At 42.2% G+C, this 21,951-nt stretch carries 20 protein-coding genes; 14 read left to right on the forward strand and 6 right to left on the reverse strand.

The features are described from left to right. The first annotated feature begins 50 nt into the window (after window positions 1–50). Window positions 51–527 carry a SixA phosphatase family protein gene (locus FPZ42_RS00200; protein ID WP_146268487.1) on the forward strand — a complete coding sequence of 159 codons (477 nt, stop codon included), beginning with the start codon at window positions 51–53 and terminating at the stop codon, window positions 525–527. Here FPZ42_RS00200 and dprA read toward each other — a convergent pair. Beyond that, window positions 524–1,624 (reverse strand): DNA-processing protein DprA, encoded by a 1,101-nt coding sequence (dprA, locus tag FPZ42_RS00205; protein WP_146268488.1) that lies wholly within the window; start codon window positions 1,622–1,624, stop codon window positions 524–526. The two genes, FPZ42_RS00200 and dprA, sit on opposite strands and share 4 nt — an antisense overlap. A 124-nt stretch (window positions 1,625–1,748) precedes the next feature. Here dprA and FPZ42_RS00210 point away from each other — a divergent pair, with 124 nt between their 5' ends. Both FPZ42_RS00210 and FPZ42_RS00215 read left to right on the forward strand, forming a co-directional pair. Further along, complete coding sequence (locus FPZ42_RS00210; protein WP_146268489.1) at window positions 1,749–2,126, forward strand: BlaI/MecI/CopY family transcriptional regulator; 378 nt, start codon at window positions 1,749–1,751, stop codon at window positions 2,124–2,126. Further along, entirely contained in the window at window positions 2,123–4,213 is a 2,091-nt protein-coding gene (locus tag FPZ42_RS00215; RefSeq protein WP_146268490.1) for a M56 family metallopeptidase, read from the forward strand. The genes FPZ42_RS00210 and FPZ42_RS00215 overlap by 4 nt, the downstream gene beginning before the upstream one ends. Here FPZ42_RS00215 and rsmG read toward each other — a convergent pair. Genes rsmG through FPZ42_RS00230 form a run of 3 tightly spaced genes read right to left on the reverse strand, consistent with a single transcriptional unit; the run spans window position 4,203 to window position 6,617 of the window. Continuing rightward, window positions 4,203–4,829, reverse strand: coding sequence for a 16S rRNA (guanine(527)-N(7))-methyltransferase RsmG (gene rsmG / locus FPZ42_RS00220; protein WP_146268491.1), 627 nt, complete (start codon window positions 4,827–4,829; stop codon window positions 4,203–4,205). The two genes, FPZ42_RS00215 and rsmG, sit on opposite strands and share 11 nt — an antisense overlap. Beyond that, window positions 4,819–5,424 carry an RNA polymerase sigma factor gene (locus FPZ42_RS00225; protein ID WP_146268492.1) on the reverse strand — a complete coding sequence of 202 codons (606 nt, stop codon included), beginning with the start codon at window positions 5,422–5,424 and terminating at the stop codon, window positions 4,819–4,821. The genes rsmG and FPZ42_RS00225 overlap by 11 nt, the downstream gene beginning before the upstream one ends. Further along, a complete protein-coding gene (locus tag FPZ42_RS00230; RefSeq protein ID WP_261382197.1) occupies window positions 5,415–6,617 on the reverse strand; it encodes a glycosyltransferase in 1,203 nt (400 codons plus the stop codon). The genes FPZ42_RS00225 and FPZ42_RS00230 overlap by 10 nt, the downstream gene beginning before the upstream one ends. A 121-nt stretch (window positions 6,618–6,738) precedes the next feature. On the opposite strand from FPZ42_RS00230, the gene tgt reads away from it, so the two are divergent. From tgt to FPZ42_RS00250, 4 genes are all read left to right on the forward strand, one after another. After that, window positions 6,739–7,869: a tRNA guanosine(34) transglycosylase Tgt gene (gene tgt / locus FPZ42_RS00235; RefSeq protein ID WP_146268493.1), complete on the forward strand. Its 1,131-nt coding sequence runs from the start codon at window positions 6,739–6,741 to the stop codon at window positions 7,867–7,869. Then, the gene (locus tag FPZ42_RS00240) at window positions 7,870–8,985 is read left to right on the forward strand and encodes an LptF/LptG family permease (protein WP_146268494.1); all 1,116 of its coding nucleotides are present in this window, start codon (window positions 7,870–7,872) and stop codon (window positions 8,983–8,985) included. Then, complete coding sequence (locus tag FPZ42_RS00245) at window positions 8,986–9,888, forward strand: DMT family transporter (RefSeq protein ID WP_146268495.1); 903 nt, start codon at window positions 8,986–8,988, stop codon at window positions 9,886–9,888. It abuts the gene before it with no gap. Window positions 9,889–10,740: 852 nt separating this feature from the next. Next, window positions 10,741–11,019, forward strand: coding sequence for a hypothetical protein (locus tag FPZ42_RS00250; RefSeq protein WP_146268496.1), 279 nt, complete (start codon window positions 10,741–10,743; stop codon window positions 11,017–11,019). A gap of 128 nt (window positions 11,020–11,147) precedes the next feature. Here the strand turns inward: FPZ42_RS00250 and ispE are convergent, their stop codons facing one another. Beyond that, window positions 11,148–11,990: a 4-(cytidine 5'-diphospho)-2-C-methyl-D-erythritol kinase gene (gene ispE / locus FPZ42_RS00255; RefSeq protein ID WP_315898384.1), complete on the reverse strand. Its 843-nt coding sequence runs from the start codon at window positions 11,988–11,990 to the stop codon at window positions 11,148–11,150. A gap of 178 nt (window positions 11,991–12,168) precedes the next feature. Between ispE and FPZ42_RS00260 the strand changes: the two genes are divergently transcribed. The 7 genes from FPZ42_RS00260 to FPZ42_RS00290 all read left to right on the forward strand — a co-directional run bounded on the left by FPZ42_RS00260 (window position 12,169) and on the right by FPZ42_RS00290 (window position 19,533). Beyond that, complete coding sequence (locus FPZ42_RS00260; protein ID WP_146268497.1) at window positions 12,169–12,990, forward strand: thymidylate synthase; 822 nt, start codon at window positions 12,169–12,171, stop codon at window positions 12,988–12,990. Between the two features lie 25 nt (window positions 12,991–13,015). Then, window positions 13,016–13,216 carry a hypothetical protein gene (locus tag FPZ42_RS00265; protein WP_146268498.1) on the forward strand — a complete coding sequence of 67 codons (201 nt, stop codon included), beginning with the start codon at window positions 13,016–13,018 and terminating at the stop codon, window positions 13,214–13,216. Continuing rightward, on the forward strand, window positions 13,213–13,593 hold the full coding sequence (locus tag FPZ42_RS00270; protein ID WP_146268499.1) for a type II toxin-antitoxin system death-on-curing family toxin: 381 nt from the start codon (window positions 13,213–13,215) through the stop codon (window positions 13,591–13,593). The genes FPZ42_RS00265 and FPZ42_RS00270 overlap by 4 nt, the downstream gene beginning before the upstream one ends. Next, window positions 13,590–14,072, forward strand: coding sequence for a dihydrofolate reductase (locus FPZ42_RS00275; protein WP_146268500.1), 483 nt, complete (start codon window positions 13,590–13,592; stop codon window positions 14,070–14,072). The genes FPZ42_RS00270 and FPZ42_RS00275 overlap by 4 nt, the downstream gene beginning before the upstream one ends. A 114-nt stretch (window positions 14,073–14,186) precedes the next feature. Next, entirely contained in the window at window positions 14,187–17,168 is a 2,982-nt protein-coding gene (gene secDF, locus FPZ42_RS00280) for a protein translocase subunit SecDF (RefSeq protein WP_146268501.1), read from the forward strand. Between the two features lie 193 nt (window positions 17,169–17,361). Beyond that, window positions 17,362–18,675 (forward strand): NAD(P)/FAD-dependent oxidoreductase, encoded by a 1,314-nt coding sequence (locus tag FPZ42_RS00285; protein WP_146268502.1) that lies wholly within the window; start codon window positions 17,362–17,364, stop codon window positions 18,673–18,675. Then, complete coding sequence (locus tag FPZ42_RS00290; RefSeq protein ID WP_146268503.1) at window positions 18,676–19,533, forward strand: hydroxymethylglutaryl-CoA lyase; 858 nt, start codon at window positions 18,676–18,678, stop codon at window positions 19,531–19,533. Window position 19,534: 1 nt separating this feature from the next. Here the strand turns inward: FPZ42_RS00290 and FPZ42_RS00295 are convergent, their stop codons facing one another. After that, on the reverse strand, window positions 19,535–21,913 hold the full coding sequence (locus FPZ42_RS00295) for an ABC transporter permease (protein WP_146268504.1): 2,379 nt from the start codon (window positions 21,911–21,913) through the stop codon (window positions 19,535–19,537). Window positions 21,914–21,951 lie beyond the last annotated feature (38 nt).

A 21,951-nucleotide genomic window follows, 5' to 3' on the forward strand; every position in this document is an offset into this window, starting at 1 on the left:
CACTATTACAAAAGCGGAGCTTTGGCTTCGCTTTTGTTGTTTAATATAACATGAAAAAACTACTACTTATCCGACACGCTAAAGCCACGCATGAAAGTGGTTACCAGGATTTTGAACGCCCCCTTACTGATAAAGGCTTTACGCAATGTGAAATCATGACGGCGAGGCTGCTTAAAAACCATATAAAGCCGGATATTGTAGTAGCGAGCCCAGCTTTGCGTACCCTATCTACAGCAAATGTTTTTACAGAGGAACTCGGTCTTGTTACTGCCATCACAGATCATGATATCTATGAGGCGAGTGAAAATACGCTACTCAAAGTGATCTATAACTTACCTGATAAGGATTTCGTTGCATTGGTAGGGCACAACCCCGCTATAAGCCAGGTGCTTACATTGCTATCAGGAGAATACAAAGATATGTCTACCTGCGCCGTTGCGCTTCTGGAATTTGAGGCTGACAACTGGATGGAACTGCACGAAGGTTCAGGAAAACTCACCTGGCTTGATAGCCCAAAGGAGGATTAATTAAGCGCGTAGGTTTTACCCGGTAATGAACGGATGAAACCTTGCAACTCCATATCTAACAACGTCATGGCCAGTTGGCTGGTAGGCATATTTACTTTTATGGCGAGTTCATCAATGGCCAACGGCGCTTTATTGGTCTGTATCACTTCATATACAGCACGTTCATCGGCAGATAAATCAATCGGCAAGATCAACTGCTCTGGGCCGCCTTTAACTTCCGTACTTTTTTCCCATCCCATGCTGTAAGCCAGATCGGCCATGCAGGTTAACAGTGCAGCTTTATTATTACGGATCAGGAAGTTACAGCCTTCCGAATATTCATCATCCAACCTTCCGGGGAAAGCAAATACATCACGGTGATAGCTGTTAGCGATCTCTGCAGTTATCAACGCCCCACCCTTTAAACCTGCTTCAACAACAATAGTAGCATCAGCCATGCCTGCAACTATTCTATTACGCTCAGGAAAATTTTGCCTGTCGGCATTGGTACCAGATGGATACTCGGTTAAAAGTCCGCCGTTTTGCAGCATCCTATCTGCAGTACTGCGGTTCTGGCCGGGATATAATCTATCCAACCCATGCCCTAACACCCCAACCGTTTGCACATTAGCTTTTAAGCACTCTTTATGTGCGGCAACATCAATACCGTGCGCAAGTCCGCTAACCACCAGAACGTTATGCTCTGCCAGTTCCTCAATCAACTGGCGGCAAAGCTGCTTACCATAATCGGTAGCATTACGGGTACCAACAACACTCACAACCTTAAGCGCATTTAAATTATATTGGCCCTTCGCATAAAGCAACACAGGCGCATCTACACAATTTTTTAAGCGTTTGGGGTAACGCGCATCGGTGTAAAACAACACGTCAATATTATTATCTTCAATAAATTTCAACTCCTTTTCAGCGCGTTGCAGCGGCTCAGTGAATTCCAGTTTCTTGATAGTGATCTCCCCTATCCCCGGAATATTTGATAACTGCCCGGGGCTCGCCTTAAAAATTGCTTCGGCGCTGCCTAAGTGTGCAACAAGCGTTTTGGCCCTAACGTGACCTATCTCTTTTAAAAAAGTAAGCGCAACCTGGTGAAGTAGTGACATAGTTATAAGTGCTACAATATAGCGATAGCATTGTAAAAATGCCGCCTCCGAAAAAAACTATAAAAATAGTTTGCAAACTATATAAATAGTTTATACCTTCACTTAACTATAAAAATAGTTTGCTATGAAACTAAAAGAACTCACCAAAGCCGAAGAACAGATAATGCAGATATTGTGGCAGTTACAGGAAGGTATTGTAAAAGATATACTGGACCAAATGCCTGATCCCAAACCGGCCTACAACACGGTATCAACTGTAGTGCGCGTATTGGAAGGTAAGGGATTTATTGATCATAAAGCTTATGGCAACTCGCATGTGTACTTCCCTGTCATCAGCGAAGCTGATTACAAGAAATTCAGCGTAGATAAGTTGATGACCAACTACTTCGATAACTCTTACAAAAGCCTGGTATCGTTTATTGCCGATGAAAATAAGCTGGGCGTTAAAGAACTTGACGAATTAAGCGCACTGATTGAAAAACTTAAATCTGAGAAAAAATGAGCTGGTTACATTATCTCATCGAAGCCAATATTTACATGCTGGTATTTTACTTGTGCTACCGTCTGATCTTAGCTGACAATACACATTATACGCTCAACCGGATGTATCTGATAGCATCCTGCATTATTGCGTTTATTATTCCGCTAACGCAGATAAGTGCCTTAAAGCCGCATCTCGAAGAAACGCAAACGTTTACTCAGGCCTCTTACGTACTACCAACAAATTTAAACGTACAGGTTCAAAAGCAGGGCTTCGAGTTTACTGTAGATAATACGCTGCCTTACCTGTACATAGCCGGGGCAATGATTGCTGCAGTAGTTCTTCTTGTTAGGTTATGGCGTTTATTTAAGATAACCAAAGCCGGGCGATCATACAGCTATGGCGACTACCAACGAGTTGATCTGCCTGATAGCCAAACCGCTTTTTCATTCTTCAATTATTTGTACATGGGTACCGGTCTTAAACAGTCTGAGACCATTATCGCGCACGAACTGGTGCATATTCGCCAGAAACATACACTCGATGTGCTTTTCCTGGAGTTGCTTAAGATCGTTAATTGGTTTAGCCCGGTGGTTTACCTGGTACAGCAAAGCTTAAAAACCCTGCACGAATATATAGCCGACGAGCAAACTGCGGCCCTCGAAAATGATGCCCTTTCCTATTCATCCTTCCTGCTTAATAACGCTTACGGATTGGCAGGCGCATCGGTTACGCATTCCTTCTTCAACAATAACCTATTAAAAAGGAGAATAATCATGTTAAACCAAAAACGATCAGGCAAGTTAGCAAGGCTAAAATACCTGGCAGCAGCACCGCTTTGCGCGGGGATGTTGTGTACATCCACGTTACTATTTAGTAAAGATTACGGGGTGATAGACTTTACGCCGCAAAAGCAAACCAGCCGTACAGTGCAAATTGATAGCGGTAACTACACGCTTAGACTAACTGATCTAACAACCGGCATCATAGCCATTGCGGATGACATGGAACTGCGCGATTCGACTGCCGACAAAGCCACCTTTTATTCAGTTAAAACCTTTCCTGATAAACCTAAAGAGATTACCATTTCAAACGGCGATCACTTTAGGATAGAAAAAGTTTTGCGTGATTCGGCCAGATCAGCGTATGAGCAAACTCAAAAATCACCGCCGCCGCCTTCAAGACCGGTATCAATATACAATAAAGATAAAAGAGGAAGCGCGCTCGTAATTGCGCCTCAATTGCCTACTAAAGCTTTGGTCCCACCGCCACCTTATGAAACGGCATATATACCATTGTATAAACATATGGCTAAAACTTTACGTTATCCACAATCTGCCCGAGAAAGTAAAACTGATGGTAATGTAATATTATCTTACCGTTTGAATTCCGATCGTAAAATAACCGACATAAAAGTAGAAAAAGGCATTGGCAATGGTTGTGACGAAGCAGCTTTGAACGCAATCCGTTCTTTTAATGGCATTGTTGATAAAGCGCCGGGGCAATACTATTTGGCAACGGTTTTTGCACTGCAAGGTTATACTAAAAGGTATCAATCATTAGATAATTACAGGTCTAAACCAAATTTTGCCGGCGTAGTTGTAGCCACTGGTTATGTGAATAATCCACCACCGCCGCCACCCGTAGAATCAAGAAAAAAAGCTACGAGCGTTCCACCTCCGCCACCGCCACCCACTATAACTTCAACCAAGTGGAAAAGCCGGGACCAAATCGAAGGATTAAATGCTTTTTATAGTTTTATAGCCAAATATGTAAGATTCCCTGCCAGGTTGCGAAATGAAGACAAAAGCGGCATAGTGATCATGAATTTTGATGTAAAAGATGGAAAACTAAACAACATCAAATTGTACAAAGGGATACTTCCGATCGCCGATAATGAAGTAGCAAGGGTATTAGGGATGTATGATAAGCATTTGGATATTCCGGCCGGCAACTATTATATCCCTGTATCTTTTAATCTTGTTGATGAAGATAATCCTAATCCAACAATAGATAATAAAGTAGAAATTGCCAGGCAGATACCAAAAGATGGCAAAAGCACGGTACTTACAGAAGTTGTTGTAACTGGCAGTAAAATTAAATCTTAACGTAAATAACCTGTTTGGTTTCGAAGAAATCCTCATCAAAATAATCTTTGAGGTAGAATTGCTGCACGGCTAAACCCGCGTCGGCAATTTCTTGAGTTAGATCCCCTCCCTTTAAATAGAGTATGCCGTTAGGCAATTTATTTTTAGACTGCTTGTTAAATTTATCCTTTACCCAGGGATAAAAATCCTTTAATTGCGTAACCGCACGCGATACTACAAAATCAAATTTCTCCTTAATTTCTTCTGCACGTGCATGTGTTGCACGCAGGTTTTTTAAGCCAATAGCAGATGAAACCTCGCTCACTACCTTTATCTTTTTACCAATACTATCTACCAAATGAAACTGTGTATCCGGAAACATAATAGCCAACGGAACGCCCGGAAAACCACCACCGGTACCCACATCCAAAACGTTCTCACCTGGCAAGAAGCCCATCACTTTAGCTATACCTAACGAATGCAAAACGTGGCGCTCATACAACAGGTCGATGTCCTTACGGGATATCACATTGATCTGGTTATTCCAAAATGTATAAAGTTCCTGCAGCTGTGCAAACTGTTCCTGCTGCTCCTTGGTAATATCGGGGAAGTATTTTAAGAGGATATCAGATTCCATCCTTTTTGTATCGGTTTATGATGTTGCCCAACAGGTAACGCCCTCTAAATAATTGTGCTTTAACGGTTCCCAACGGCAAGTCTAACTGCTGGGAGATCTCTTCGTATGACAGCTCATCAAAATAGCGCAGGGTTATCAGGTTACGGTAACGCGGAGGCAAACTTTCTATCAATAATTTTAACTCGGCCGTTTGTTGTTTTTTTATCGATGATTCTTCAGGATTAAGGGTATCAGCTTTTATTTGCAACGGCTTTTCATCGCCATCATCATCCATCATACCGTGGATGGATTGAGTGCTAAGCTTCTTTTTCCTGATAAAATCTATACAGTTATTGGTAGCCACACGAAATAACCAGGTACTAAAGGCAAACTCGGGCTGATATTTATCCAGCTTTTCAAAGGCCTTGGCAAAGGTTTCAACGGTAAGGTCCATGGCATCTTCCTTATTGTTCACCATCTTAAGCACCATAAAGTAAATGGAATCTTTATAACGCTGCATCAGATCAGCATAGGCCTTTTGGTTTCCCTCGCGGGCTTTCAGCACCAGCTGGAAATCGTTCCTGGCGTTCTCGGTGAAATTTTTGTTTACTTCCATCGTGTGGTTTTAATAAAGGTACCAATCAATCCAAATACATTTAAATAGATATAGTATATCATATCAAAAAATGGCAGCCACCACAGCAGATCGGCACAGTCCAGTTTTTTAAATATTTTGCGATAAATAGCAAATTGCAGTATCAACCTAAATAATACAACACCCGCTATTAATAATGGTTCAAACTTTAGTATGATGAATGCAATAAGCAGCACATAGTACAAAAAGCCGCTTACAGCATCAAGGCTAAGCATACGTCGATGGCTGTTCTTGTATAATTTACCTACACCCATGTGCCTTTTCTTTTGAATAAACCAGCTTTTTAAAGTGCTTTTTGCATCACTGTAAGTAAATGTATCGGGGTGAATTTCGATAGTTGTATTTACAGATGTACCATTTTGATTCACAAAAAGGTCATCATCCCCACTCATTACGTGCATGTGCGATGCAAAGCCCTTGGCACCAAAAAACAGGCTCCGCGTATAAGCCAAGTTACGGCCTATACCCATGTAAGGGTCGCCTTTTAAGGCTGAAGAAAGGTAATTGATAGCCGTTTTAAGCGTTTCAAAACGGATAAAAGGATTTAAAAAATTGCGGGTTTTAATATACGGCGAATACCCTAAAACGATATATGTTGAGGCGTTAAAGTTTGCGGCCATTCGGGTTATCCAGTCGAGCGTGGCGGGCTTGCAGTCGGCATCTGTAAACAAAAAATGCTCATATTTCGCAGCCTTTATACCCATGGTAAGCGCAAACTTTTTCCCAGTTCTATGCTTCTCGCTTTCGGTCACGGTTACTATTTTTAAATGCGGAAACTCCTGTTGTATCTCGCGCAGCACATCAGCCGTATCATCTGTTGAACGGTCATTTACCACCACAACTTCATAGTCAGGATAATTTTGCTGCAGGATATAAGGCAAGTAAACGATCAGGTTTTTAGCTTCGTTACGTGCACTGATGATCACCGAAACAGGTACTGTTGGTTGCGGAAGCTCTTGCCGTGGTTTGTAGCCCGAAAGTTTACTATGGTTACTGATGAGGTAATATAGTTGAACAATAAAACAAAGCTGAAATAAAATGAATAATGCCTGTTGTATATAAGCTTCCAATGCGCCTTTAAAATAAAGAGCAAAGTTGTTAAAAAACGTTGTAATGTTGTAACGTTTTGAGGTTGAAATGTTAACATATTTCACATAATCAGCATTAGTTTTCCATATCGGGCAAACATTTAGCTATCCACAACAAACATTAAAACTTTGAAGCCTTTAAAACTTACAGTAATAAGGTAGCTTTTGTTAATTTTGCCGGGATACAATGAAATTTACTTTACAAGCACAAGACCCACTATCAAAGGCCCGGGCAGGCGAACTGGTTACCGATCACGGGGTTATCCAAACGCCAATTTTTATGCCCGTTGGCACTGCCGGTACCGTAAAAGCGGTACATCAGCGCGAACTTAAAGAGGACATAAAGGCGCAGATCATCTTAGGAAATACCTATCATTTATACTTAAGGCCCGGACTAAACACGCTTGAACAAGCCGGCGGATTACATAAATTTAACGGCTGGGACGGCCCAATTTTGACCGATAGCGGCGGTTACCAGGTTTATTCGCTTACCGAAGTGCGTAAGATAAAGGAGGAAGGCGTAACCTTTCGCTCGCATGTTGATGGCTCAAAACACCTGTTTACACCCGAGAATGTGATGGATATACAGCGCATTATTGGTGCCGATATCATTATGGCATTTGATGAATGCACGCCTTACCCCTGCGAGTACAATTACGCGAAAAGGTCTATAGAAATGACCCATCGATGGCTTAAACGATGCTGCGACAGGTTTGACAACACCGAGCCGAAATATGGCTATAGCCAAACCCTATTCCCTATTGTGCAAGGGTCTGTTTATAAAGATCTGAGGGTGAGATCGGCAGAAGTTATTGCTTCTTTTGAGCGCGAAGGAAATGCCATTGGCGGACTTAGCGTAGGCGAACCTGCCGAAGAAATGTATGCCATGACGGAGGTAGTTTGCGATATATTACCAAAGGAAAAGCCACGTTACCTAATGGGTGTTGGAACCCCTGTTAATATATTGGAAAACATTGCTTTAGGTATTGATATGTTTGACTGTGTAATGCCAACCCGCAATGCCCGTAACGGTATGTTGTTCACTAAAGACGGCATTATCAATATCAAAAACGAAAAGTGGAAAAACGACTTTTCTCCTATCGAGGCAGACAGTGACCTTTTTGCCGATAAGGTTTACACCAAAGCCTACTTGCGCCACCTTATACATAGCGGCGAAATGCTTGGCGCACAAGTGGCAACCCTGCATAACCTTCACTTTTATCTATGGCTGGTAGGCGAAGCACGCAATAAAATCATCTCGGGAGAGTTTTACGACTGGAAGAACAAAATGGTAACCCGCTTAGGCACAAGATTGTAGATGAAGAAACTACTTGGCAGATATTTAACCGTTATTGACAGGTTTATTATGGGTAAATACCTGGGCACATTTGTGTTTACCCTTGGTATCTTCCTTGTAATATCGGTTATTTTTGATATCTCTGAGCACCTTGATAATTTCCTGGGCAAGAATTCCAGCCTGCACGATATTATATTCGAATATTATGCAGGTTTTATTCCATTTTACCTGATGTTATTGTCGCCACTCATTAACTTCCTGGCGGTGATATACTTTACGGCTAAGATGGCCAACCAGACGGAGATCGTTCCGATACTTACCAGCAGGGCCAGTTTTAATCGCTTTTTAAGGCCCTACGCACTATCCTCAATCCTAATTTTTGTTATTTCCCTCCTGCTTAATTTGTATGTGATTCCGCATACCAACAAGCTAAAAGTTGATTTTGAAAGTCGAAATTTCTTCGCTAACGACGACCAATCAAAGGCTGATGTGCATATCCAATTAGATAAACACACTTACGTTTACATGCAATCTTTTGACCCTGCAATGCAAACCGGCTATCAGTTTATGCTGGAAAAATTTGATGGTGATACCATGAAAGAACGCCTCACGGCAACCAGTATAAAGTACGATTCTCTTAAAAATCACTGGATAATAAGCGGCCCATCCAGGCGCATTATTAAGGGCTTAAAGGACACTCTTTTCAGCAGCTACAACAACATAGATACCGTGCTTGACATGCGCCCCATTGACTTCCAGGCGCACGATAATGTGGTAAGTAATATCTACGGCGCCATGCCTTTGAAGACTTTGAATGCGGCAATTGCCAAGGAAAAAATCCGCAGCACAGGGGCAGTTATTGATATGGAATTTGAAAAATATCGACGGTTTATAGAGCCACTATCCACCTTTGTACTCACATGTATCGGCGTTGCAATATCATCCAGAAAGGTACGCGGAGGAGTAGGTTTGCCACTTGGTATAGGCATTTTTATATGCTTTACATACATCGTGGTGAACAAATTTGCCCTCGTTTTTTCGGTAAAAGGAGGCTTCGATCCACTCATTTCAGTGTGCATTCCCAACGCAATTTTTGGTATATTAGGCTATATACTGATCGTAAAAGCGCCTAAATAAATGCCTTCAAACGTACAAAATCAGGGTCTGAACAAGAACCTTTTGATCCTTCATTTCACTGTTTTTATCTGGGGATTTACCGGAATTTTAGGTCAATTGATCTCAATTTCCGCGGTAAATTTGGTGTGGTACAGGGTTATGATCGCCAGTTTTTCGTTGTTTTTGTACTTCAAATTCAACAAAACGGCCTTCAAATTAAGCCGAAAAACGGCGCTAAAACTGGCTCTTACCGGTGCTTTAGTAGGCGGGCATTGGATACTTTTCTTTGCTTCAATCAAACTTTCAACCGTTCCGGTGACCTTAGTTTGCCTCTCATCTATCACACTTTTTACGGCAATTTTTGAGCCGATAATCAATAAAAAGCAAACTTCAAAATTGGAGGTAATTGCAGGCGTTTTTATCGTAATTGGCATTGCGTTAATTTTCAAGTTTGAAACGCAATACACTAAGGGTATCATCGCCGGCCTTGTAAGTGCTGTGCTTGCGAGCTTATTCTCTATCATCAATGGTCGCCATGTGCAAAAAATAGAAGCGCCTGTAATTGCATTTTATGAACTTTCCGGCGCCTTTTTATGGATCACATTATACCTTTTGGGAACCGTTGGAACCAGTGGTTTAGTGGTTCCAAAACCATCTGATATTGGCTACCTCCTACTACTTGGTACCGTTTGCACGTCCCTCGCTTATGTTGCAGGTGTATCAGTAATGCGCGAGCTCTCTGCCTTTCGTGTGGCGTTGATCACCAACCTCGAGCCGGTGTACGGCATCATTATGGCTTTTCTTTTTTTTAACAATACCAGCACCATGAGTGCCGGTTTTTGGGCCGGTGCCGCAATTGTATTGTCTACCATCTTCCTGTTTCCTGTCGCCCAGAAACAGATGGCCAAACGTCGTAACAGATAATTTTTCCTTGTCTTTTTTCTGTCGTTCCTCAGGGTTTTCTATCAGGGGTAGGGGCAAAGTAACCCTATCAGTCAAACGCATTTTTAGCCCTTCTAAGGCACTTTCATTTTTAGGCGCATATTTCCACGCAAAAAAAATTCAGACACTTTAGAGCCAAATTTGAAAATCAAGTTAGTGTATTAGTATCAAGTAATGAGCAGAGATGACTTTCATGTCACTTCTAACTTAAAATTTTAATTATTATAGTTAATTATAAATAATATATAAATTATATATAATTATGTAAATCATTTATTTATATAATTTAAATGAAATTTTAATTTATATAAATAACAATTAAATTAAACTCAATTACTAATAAAATTAGCATAGCAAATTAAAAGAGGATTTAAATCGACTTAACGTAATGGTTATCAGTGTAATTATATTGATTAAATAATCAATAAATTTGAAGCATATCCTTAAGCTATATCCGGAATACTAAGTGTAACGAATAGCCAAAATATAAAATTGAATAAAAAGCTGGTAGTACTGCCAAGCGTATACATTTTGGAATCCCTGGTGAAAATTTCGAGGAATTTTCGACACATGTATCAAACTAATGATCCCGCCGAGCGGAGAGATTTTTGGCTCCAAACCACTCCATCATATTGCAAAAGCGATATCTTAATAGGGTCGGAATTGCAACCTCAACTGGAATGTATTTGATAAAGACCTGAGCGAAGATTCAGCCCGTCGGCAATTTGAAAAAACGGCAGCAGTTGGTCTTGTGTAAATCTAGCCTCGACCCTATCCTATTTTTAAATAGCAACTAAAAAATGTAGATTAGAGAAAAGCTTATCTCGAGAAATTATGAGCATCAAAAATATTGTTGCGCTTGTTATAGTTGTATTGCTTACGGTGATCATTATGCAAAATACCGATGGCGTGTATTTCCATATTTTATTCAACACAGTGTATACATCAAAAGTGAAAATGCTTTTGCCGGTTGCCATCCTGGCTTTCATTTTAGGCGTGTTAGTTGCACGCCCTAAAAACAAGAAGTATAATATCAGCGAACACTACAACGACATCCATGGAAAAGAAGATCCCAATACACTAAGTGACGAAGACAGGGATTATATTAGTTAGTAGTGAGCGAGGTTTAATGGGTGATTATAGCACTTCAAGTATATTTACTTTGGCTTAGTCGGTACCTGGTCAGGGGTTAGTTTGTACCCGGTTGCATGTTACTTGATACCACTCCCAGGCGGTTATTGTTAAACGTTGTAAAAAACCCGGCATGTTTCTTCAAGATCTTTCAAGTCGGGCTTGCTCTCAAAAATGCCAAACACCGATGCTCCCGAGCCACTCATACTGGCGTATAAAGCACCACGCTCATACAAGCTTGCTTTTACGCCACGGATAACGGGATGATTGTTGAAGATATGCGCTTCAAAATCATTACGAATATGCTTTTTCCATGCCGTTAGGGGCATATTTACCAGGTCGTATACAGTTTCCTTAACAGGAGTTGGTTTTACGCCTCTGTAAGCCTCTGCAGTGGATACGTGGGCATCAGGCATTACCAACGCAACATGGTAGTTTGATAGGTCGAGTTTTACCGGCTCAAACTCATCGCCCTTTTCAAAAGCGAAGACCGGGCGGTTGTTGATAAAGAAAGCACAGTCGGCGCCAAGCAACCGCGCATAGTCCATCATGGCGTCTTCATCCATGCCGAGCTCAAATTTTTCATTCATCAATTTGATGAAGAACGCAGCGTTAGCAGATCCCCCTCCCAGCCCTGCACCTATCGGCACATTTTTGTGCAGGTGAATTTTTACCGGCGGTAGTTTTGGAAAATCTTTTTTGAGCAGGTGGTATCCCTGGATGCAAAGGTTATCCTCTGGCCTGCCAGGTATGTCAAGTCCTGATGATTGGAAGCTTAGCTCATCAGCCTTTATCACTTCCAGCACGTCATAAATTTTCACAGGGTAAAAAACCGTTTCAAGGTCGTGGTATCCGTCGGGCCGGCGGGCAGTGACATTTAATCCGATATTTATTTTTGCGTTCGGGAATACGATCATCAGCGATTGATTAACAACGGATGTATTTTTGCACATCAGTAGGATACCAAAATTAGATTATTTTTCTTTGTACCGAAGAACTGGCTTCGCCATAATTCGCTGCGCTGTCATTGAGTCATTGAGTCATTGACCTTGCTATCATTGAGTCATTATTAAAAACAATGACTCAATGACCTAATGACTCAATGACAACTAACCACCCAGCAAAGTAAAAATGAAACAGTACCTCGACTTGATGCGACATGTGATGGAAAACGGAGCGCAAAAGCATGACCGCACCGGGACGGGCACCCTCAGCGTTTTTGGTTACCAAATGCGTTTTAATTTGAAAGATGGCTTCCCGATGGTGACTACCAAGAAACTTCACTTGAAATCCATCATTCACGAGCTCATCTGGTTTCTGAGTGGAGATACCAATATCAAGTATCTAAAAGATAACGGCGTTCGCATTTGGGACGAGTGGGCCGATGAGAACGGCAACCTTGGCCCGGTGTACGGCTACCAGTGGCGCAGCTGGCCTAAGCCTGACGGCGGCCACATAGATCAGATTATCCAGGTAGTGAATACCATCAAAAACAACCCTGACTCGCGCCGCATCATGGTATCGGCCTGGAACGTTGCTGATGTTAACCAGATGGCACTCCCACCCTGCCATAGCTTGTTCCAATTTTACGTTGAGCCGGCTGATGCATCAAAGGGTGAGACCAAAGGAAAACTATCTTGCCAGTTATACCAACGCAGTGCAGATATATTTTTAGGCGTACCGTTCAACATTGCATCCTACGCTTTGCTCACCATGATGATGGCACAGGTTTGCGACCTTGACTACGGCGACTTCATCCACACCTTTGGCGATGCCCATATTTACAATAACCACCTGGAGCAGGCACAACTGCAACTAAGCCGCGACCCACGCCCGCTGCCAACCATGAAGATCAATTCTGATGTTAAAGATATTTTCAGTTTCAAGTACGAAGACTTTACTTTAGAAAATTATGATCCGCATCCGCATATCAAGGGTGTAGTTGCGGTATAGTTAGAAATTTTGTAAATTTGAGACTATGAGCACTACAGAATTAAAAGAAGAGATCCAAAAAGCTATTGGACAAATTCCTGAAAACGCTCCAGAAAAATTGCTGCAAGATGTTTTGGATTATATACAAGACGTAAATACTAAAATAGCTGATAAAGCAAAATTAGATCAATACTTCAAGGAGATTGTTGCAGAGGATGAAGAAGTATTGAGGAAGTTAGCTCAATGATCGATTTACAAATTGTTGAAGAATACCACAATGCTTTAGTCGATCAATTTGGAGGAAGCAAAGGCATTAGAGACATTGCTGACTTGGAAGCTGCATTAGCTCGTCCGTATATGACTTTTGATCAACAAGATCTTTATCCAACTGCAGTTGATAAGGCGGCTGCAATATTTGAAAGCCTCATCATCAATCATCCATTTGTTGACGGAATTAAAAGAATCGCTTATTTGTTGTTTCGTATTACATTGAGAGACGCTCAGTTTACCATGTTAGCTTCTCAAAAAGAGAAATACGATATGGCAATCTCTGCAAGTATGGGTCACATAAACTTTGACCAAATAAAAGACTGGATTATCCGGCACTCTATAAAAACCCAATGACCATTTCAATCATAGTAGCCACAGCAGAGAACAATGCTATCGGCAAAAACAATCAGTTACTTTGGCACATGCCAAATGATCTTAAACATTTTAAGGACATAACATCGGGCCGCACCATCATCATGGGTCGCAAGACGTTTGATTCGGTTGGTAAGCCGCTGCCTAAACGCCGCAATATTGTGGTGACCAGGCAGGATATTGAGATCCCCGGCTGCGAGGTGGTGAGATCAATAGACGAGGCCTTGAATCTCTGCAAAAGCGAAGACGAAGTTTTTATTGGTGGCGGTGCCGAGATCTACAGGCAGGCCATGGACAAAACCGACAGGATCTATTTAACAGTTGTTCATCATCAGTTTGATGCAGACACTTTTTTCCCGGAGATAGACCACTCGTTGTGGCATGAAGTGAGCCGCGAGCGCCATGAAGCCGACGAGAAAAATCCTTATCCGTATTCTTATATCACACTTGAACGGCGCTAACAAAAACAGCAGAGATTTTGTTTCAATTAAAAATTTCATGCTTGTGAAATTTTATTAGATTTGCCGTCTTATTTAAAAAGCTTATAAACTAATTCATTACATATTTAATTCGCAATGCAAGGTAAAGGGGTTATTAAATTTTTCGCCATTGTGCTGGCTGTGGTATGTTTATACCAGCTATCATTTACATGGGTGACGCACAAAGTTGAGAGCGATGCTAAAGCGTACGCCAAAGGCAATGCCGAAAAAGAAAGGGCATATCTTGATTCTATTTCTACGCAACCGGTTTACCCGGTTTTTGGGCATACTTACCAGTATTGTGTTGATAACGCACTTGCTTTAGGTTTGGACTTAAAAGGCGGTATGAATGTTACCATGCAAATATCTTTGCGCGAGTTGGTGACCGAGCTTTCAAACAAAAACAAAGATGTTGTTTTTAACCAGGCGTTAGCTAACGCGCAGGCAAGAACGGTAACCGAGCAAAAGGATTACATTACCCTTTTTGTTGATGAGTACCAGAAGCTTAATCCTAATGGCAAACTGGCTACTATTTTTGCTAACAACAACAACCAGGATAAATTAAAATTCAACTCATCAAACAGCGAAGTTGAAGCTTACCTGAAAGACCAGGCCAATACTGCAGTTCAACAATCATACACCGTATTGCAAAAACGTATTGACCAGTTTGGTGTAACACAACCAAACATTCAGTTACAAAAAAGCACTAACCGTATCCTTATTGAGCTACCTGGTGTTAAAGAACCAGAGCGTGTTCGTAAATTGTTATCAGGAACTGCGAAACTGGAGTTCTACCAAACTTTTGATAACAGCGAGATCTACGGTTTGCTTAATAACGTTAACGGTATTCTTGCGGCAAACGCTAAAAACAAAACAGCTCCAAAAGAAGATACTACAAAGGCTGCCAAGGCAGATACTGCTAAAGTTGCTGCTAATGCTAATAAAAAAGATTCTGCTTCTTCATTATTAAGCAAGATCAAAACCGGTGCTGCTAAAGATTCAGCCGGTGTAAATAACAAATCGCAGCTGGCTGCACAAAACCCATTGTTTGCTGTTTTAACCCCAATGGTTTACCAGGGGCAAGATGGTTCGCCTCAGTTGGCTCCCGGCCCAATGGTTGGTTCTGCCGAGCAAAAAGATACTGCTAAAGTAGATGCATACCTGCGTAGTGCTGATGTTAAAGCGGTGTTACCACAAAACCTGAAACTGCTTTGGAGCGTAAAACCTGAAAAAGGCACAAAAAGATTTACCCTGTTTGCTATCAAGTTATCAGGTGCTGAAAATGGCGCGGTGCTAAACGGTGATGTGATCACTGATGCACGCAGCGATGTTGACCAATTGAAAGGCGGCTTTGAAGTTACCATGTACATGAACTCTCAGGGTGCACAAAAATGGAAAAACGTTACCGCAGAAGCTTCTGCAGGCGGTGGTAAAAAAGCCATTGCGATTGTTCTTGATGATAATGTATATTCTGCTCCTAACGTACAGAACGAAATCACCGGTGGTGTCTCATCTATCTCCGGCGGTAACTTTACCCAGGAAGATACCAAAGACTTAGCCAACGTGTTAAAAGCAGGCCGTTTATTAGCTCCTGCCCGTATCATTGGTGAGGCAGTAGTAGGTCCGTCATTAGGCCAGGAAGCTATCAGCGCAGGTTTGCTATCATGTATACTTGGTTTAGTTGTGATCCTGATATTCATGATCGCTTATTACAACCGTGCAGGTACAGTAGCCGTTGTTGCGGTATTGGTTAACGTATTCTTCCTGATGGGTGTATTGGTAAGCATCCGTGCGGTATTAACGCTGCCTGGTATTGCCGGTATCATTTTGATATTGGGTGTGGCGGTGGATGCCAACGTATTGGTTTACGAGCGCGTTCGTGAAGAACTTAATGCAGGCAAATCATTACGCATTGCCATTGCTGATGGTTTTAAACACGCATTGCCATCAATCTTGGATGCCAACATCAGTACATTCTTAACAGGTGTTATATTATTCGTATTCGGCTCGGGCCCTATCCAGGGTTTTGCTACCACGTTGATGATCGGTATTATAACCACTTTGTTCTGTTCATTACTGATCTCAAGGTTGATATTTGAATATATGCTTGAAAAAGGCTGGGATATCAAATTCTCTCGCCCTTGGAGCTCACATACTTTTAAAAACGCAAACTACAAGTTTGTTAAAAACCGTTACAAGTTCTACGCATTCTCTGGCTTGTTCATACTTGCCGGTTTAATATCAATGTTTACCCGTGGTTTTAACTATGGTGTAGATTTTGGCGGTGGCCGTACTTACGTTGTTAAGTTTGCCCCATCTGTTACTACAGAGCAGGTACATGATGCTGTAGATGCTACGCTTGGCCGAGGTACCGAAGTTAAAACTTACGGTTCTGATAAGATCAGCATTACTACTAACTACCTCATCAATGATAACGTAGAAAGCGCTGATGCTAAAGTTGAAGCTGCTTTGATCAAAGCTTTATCGGCTAACCCTGCTACCAAGATCACGGCTGATAACATATTAAGCCACCAAAAGGTAGAAGCTACCGTTGCCAACGAAGTCAAATCATCTGCCAAGTGGACCATCATCATCGCTATTATTGTTATCTCTGCGTATATCCTTATCCGTTTCCGCAGATGGCAGTTTAGCTTGGGTGCAATGGTTGCAACCGCGCACGATTCATTGCTGGTATTATCGTTCTTCTCTTTGTTTAAAGATGTTCTTCCGTTCTCTTTAGATATCGACCAGGCCTTTATAGCAGCTTTGCTTACCGTTATAGGTTACTCTATTAATGATACCGTTGTTGTGTTTGACCGTATCCGCGAGTTTTTACATAATGAGAAAAACCCGGATCAGGGCGAAGTTATTAACCACGCCATTAACAATACTTTAAGCCGTACCATCATCACCGCATTAACCGTGGTGTTGATATTGGTTGTGTTGTTCGCATTTGGTGGTGACGTTATCCGTGGTTTCTCATTCGCATTATTGATAGGTGTACTGTTTGGTACTTATTCATCAATTTGCGTTGCCTCACCGGTAATTGTTGACTTCGGTGATAAGAAGCTGAAATAACAAAACTGAATAGTACTTGATCAAGCGAGATCAATTACTATTTAAAGTGTCATAAAATTTATTTTAAAAGACTTCAAAGAACTTTTGGAGTCTTTTTTGTTTTACAACTATTAGCCCAACAGTGTATAATGTGTTTTAAATCTTCCTTGTAGACAGGTTTGAAGGGCTTTCTAAAACAAACAAAATAAACGGCATGGATGCAATAAATACATCAAAATTCCCAACGGTAGTTATCATAGGCGGCGGTTTCGGCGGGATTCAGGTGGCCAAGCAATTGAAAGATAAACCGGTTGAGGTTATCCTCATCGATAAACATAATTACCATACTTTTCAGCCGCTGCTTTACCAGGTGGCGACCGGCAGCTTAGAGGCCGAATCTATTGCTTTCTCGCTTAGAAAGAACTTCGACAATCAAAAGAACCTGCGTTTCAGGCATACTGAGGTGTTAGGCATCGATAAGGTATTGAATACGGTTCATACAGATATTGGCCCGATCAAATACGATTACCTGGTTATCGCCACCGGCTCTACCACCAATTTCTTTGGTAATAAAGAGATAGAGCATTTCGCCATGCCGATGAAATCGATACCGGAGGCTATGAACCTGAGATACATGGTGCTGCAAAATCTCGAGGAAGCTATTTTAAAGCCCTCTCGTGAAGAAAGAGCGCCGTACCTATCCTTCGTATTGGTTGGCGCCGGCCCTACCGGTGTAGAGCTTGCAGGGGCTTTGGCAGAATTACGCAATCACGTATTGGATAAAGACTACCCCGAACTGGCTAAAGATGAGATGAAGGTTTACCTCGTAGATTTTCTGCCGAAGGTATTGGGCCCTTTCTCCGATGAAGGCTCAAAAGCTGCAGAGGAGTTTTTAAAGAAGATGGGCGTTGAACTCCTGCTGGGCGTTAAGGTAGAAAGCTATAACGGTGAAGAGATAAAATTTGAGGGCGGCAAAAGTATTGCAACTAAAAATGTGATCTGGAGTGCCGGTGTTATGGGTGTTGTGCCCGATGGTATTGAAAAAGATGCCATTGAACGCGGTAACCGCATTAAGATCGATAACATTTGCCGCGTGGTAGGCAGCCAGAATATCTTTGCTATTGGCGATGTGGCCGCTATGATAACACCAGAAACGCCTAAAGGACACCCGGGTGTAGCACAGGTAGCCATACAAATGGGGGAAATTACCGGCAAAAATATTATCCGCTTAATAAACGGCGAGCCTACCGAGGCCTTCAAATACAACGATAAAGGATCATTGGCTACTATTGGTCGTAACAAAGCTATTGCAGATCTTGGTAAATTGAAGTTCCAGGGATTTTTTGCATGGTTGATATGGATGTTTGTGCACCTCATTTCGTTGATGGGTGGGCGTAACAAGGTGATCGTGTTTATCAATTGGGTGGCCAGCTATGTAACCTACAATGGCGGCAGCCGTTTAATAATCCGTAATTTTAAACGAGAAGAACTTGTAGATAAACATCAGCAAGTATCACAACCTGATTAAATGACCGATCATATAAAGATTACCGAATGCCCGCGTGATGCCATGCAGGGCCTGCATGATTTTGTACCTACTGACGTTAAGGTAGCTTACATAAACCTACTGCTGCAAGTAGGTTTTGAAACCATTGACTTCGGCAGCTTTGTTTCGCCTAAAGCGATACCGCAAATGCGGGATACCGCTGAGGTTTTAAGCAAACTCGACCTGAGTACAACCCGCTCTAAATTATTAGCCATTATTGCTAATTACCGCGGCGCTGAAGATGCAGTAAAACATGAGGAGATCTCCTATCTGGGTTATCCCTTCTCCATTTCAGAGACCTTCCAGATGCGGAATGCAAACACGACAATCGATAAAGCATTTGACGATGTTAAATGTATTAACGATCTGTGCGCTGCCAATAATAAGGCATTGCTTATCTACTTGTCTATGGGTTTTGGCAATCCTTATGGGGATGAGTGGAGCAACGACATCGTTTTAAACTGGACGCAAAAGATGATAGACGAAGGCATTGGTTACATTGCCCTTTCTGATACCATTGGCATTGCCAAACCGGAACAGATAAGTAGTTTGTACCCATCCTTGAAGAAACTATCAGACATAACCGAGTTTGGTGTTCACCTACACTCTACCCCTGATACCTGGCAGGAAAAGATAGCCGCCGCATACGAAGCCGGTTGCAATAAATTTGATGTAGCGCTTAAAGGCTACGGCGGTTGCCCAATGGCCAAAGACGATCTCACCGGTAATATCGCGACTGAAAACCTTGTGGCTTTTTTACTCCATCAAAACGTGCCATTAGATCTCGACCTCGATAAACTTGCCGAGGCTATGGATTATTCGTCGAAGGTATTCGGTTAATCTACATTTTTAGTTTGCTGGCAGGATTAAATCTTACTGCCCTTAGCACCTGCAAGCAAACCGTAAACAACACGATTGACAGCGAAATACCTAAGGCCAAGGCGAATGGCGTTAGCGTGAGCTGGATACGATATGCAAAAGTTTGCAACCACTTGTACGTCAAAATAAATGATAGCGGCCACGCGATGACATTAGCCAGTATCACGGCATAGAAAAACGGTTTGCTAAGCGTAGCCATCAACTGTCGGCCCATAGCACCAAAAACCTTTCTGATAGCGATCTCTTTTGTGCGGATGCGTATGGCATTGGCAGCAGATGAAAATGTCCCCAGCGAAGCTATGAATACCGCCAGTGCCGAGAAGAAATAGAGTACAGATTGCAGTTGCTCCTGCCTGATGAACAGTTGCCCGTACAGCTCATCTAAAAAGTGGTAGCTGAATGTATCGCCATCTAATTTGTTGATGTCTTTCCATTGAGCGTTAAGCGTTTTAAGCATGGGCGCTATGGCTTTGCTTTCGGCGCTGATCATGATCTGTGTTTTGGATAAACCGCAATTATCTTTCATCAGGTAAACTGTTGGCTGTACGTTCTCTTCAAAGCCGTAGGCTTTAATATCTTTACTTACGCCAATCACCTTGTAGCTACCGCCACAACCGTTGATGGTTGCACCAACCGGGTTTTGCAATCCTAACGCCTTAACAGCTGCATTATTCAAAATCACGTTCACCGAATCACCGGGGAACGATTGGTTAAAGAAGCGGCCCTGCTGTAAGTTGATATTGAGCGTTTCAAAATAATCGTAATCAACCCCAATCGTGTTCATGGTAAGCGCCTTGTTGTTTACCGTATACTCGTTAGATACCGGCTTGATCCCGCCTGGCACATTCGTACTTACCGTTACATGCTTAACGCCGGGGATGGCTTTAATTCGGTCGCGGACAGGAGTAAATTTATCCGGAGTGTTAAAGATCGCCAGGTTATCCACATACACTACTTGCCTTGCGGTAAACCCTGCATCTTGTGTGCGCATGTATCTTATTTGCTGGTTTATTACCACCAATGTTATCACAAAAACAATAGCAAAAGTAAACTGCAGCACGGTGATGCCTGTTTTAAGCCATGATAACCGCCCTCCTGCCGTAAACTGATCGCCGCGAAGCACCACAGCCGGATTAAAGCCCGCCATTAGCAAAGCAGGATAAACGCCTGCAAGCAGTGTCAACGCTATCAGCATTGCAATTAACTGAATGACTATATTTAGTCCAATGCCTGAAATGAGCAGATCGACACGCAATAATTGATTGAAATAAGGAAGGCCCGCAACAACCAGCACAAACGCAATAGCTAAACCTATAAGGCACTGGATAAAAATCTCCAATATGAATTGCAGCGCTATCTTACCCTTTTTTATGCCATTCACTTTCTTTATGCCAACCTCTTTGGCTCGCCTGCTGGCTTGCGTGATGTAAAGATTGGTAAAGTTTACGCCGGTAACCACCAGTATGATGATGGCCAGCGCCATCAGTCCCTTTACGATATGATCGCCGACCGGCGAACCATAATGCGGTTTAAGGTGCAGGTTCTGCAAAGCATCCAGGTATATGGCCGGTGCGTCCGGACTAATGGATTCACGCGCTGCCCTGCTGGTATCGGCCAGTGCCGCTTTTTTGTAAATAGCGTCTATTTTTTTTGATAATTGCGCAATATCGGCGTCGGGCTTTACCAGGATATACGTTTGGAAAACACGGCTGCCATAGCTCTGATCCTTGCCCGAAGCAATATCGTTTGAAAAACCAATGCAATCAAATTTGAAATTGGTATTACCGGGTATATCATCTACCACACCTGCCACGGTAAAAGGCATACCTGACTTCGACATCATATTCACCGTTTTGTTGATGATGGTTTCGTGTTTCGGGAACAGCACCTCAGCGGTTTCCTTTGAGAGTAAAGTGGTAGGTAACTGACTGTCGGGCTTTAGGTTAAAACCTTTAGGCTTTATACCTAATATTTTTGCAATAGAATAATCGGCACCGGCCCATTTCTTGATCAAAAATCTACCGTCGGATGTATAAAAAGGTATCTGAAATAGCGCAGTATTTGTCCTGCCGACTTCCTCTATCTCCGGGCATTGGGCTTTTAAGGTAGCTGCTAATGGTGCCGGTGTGTAAGGCGATGGGCCATTGGGCAACTCGCGCTCTACTAAATAAACGCGCTTATAATTTTTGTTCCACTTATCGTAGCTGGTTTCATGATCTACGTACAGCGTTACAAATATGAATGCGGCCAGACCTAAAGAAAGACCTAAGATGTTTAATAAGTTATACCATTTCGCTTTTAAAAAAGTGCGGAAGGCAATTTTAAAGTCTAAGTTATTCATGGCGATATCTGAATATCTCAAAATAATATTTTATTTTT

It is taken from the genome of Mucilaginibacter achroorhodeus, from assembly GCF_007846095.1.
GTDB classification, from domain to species: domain Bacteria; phylum Bacteroidota; class Bacteroidia; order Sphingobacteriales; family Sphingobacteriaceae; genus Mucilaginibacter; species Mucilaginibacter achroorhodeus.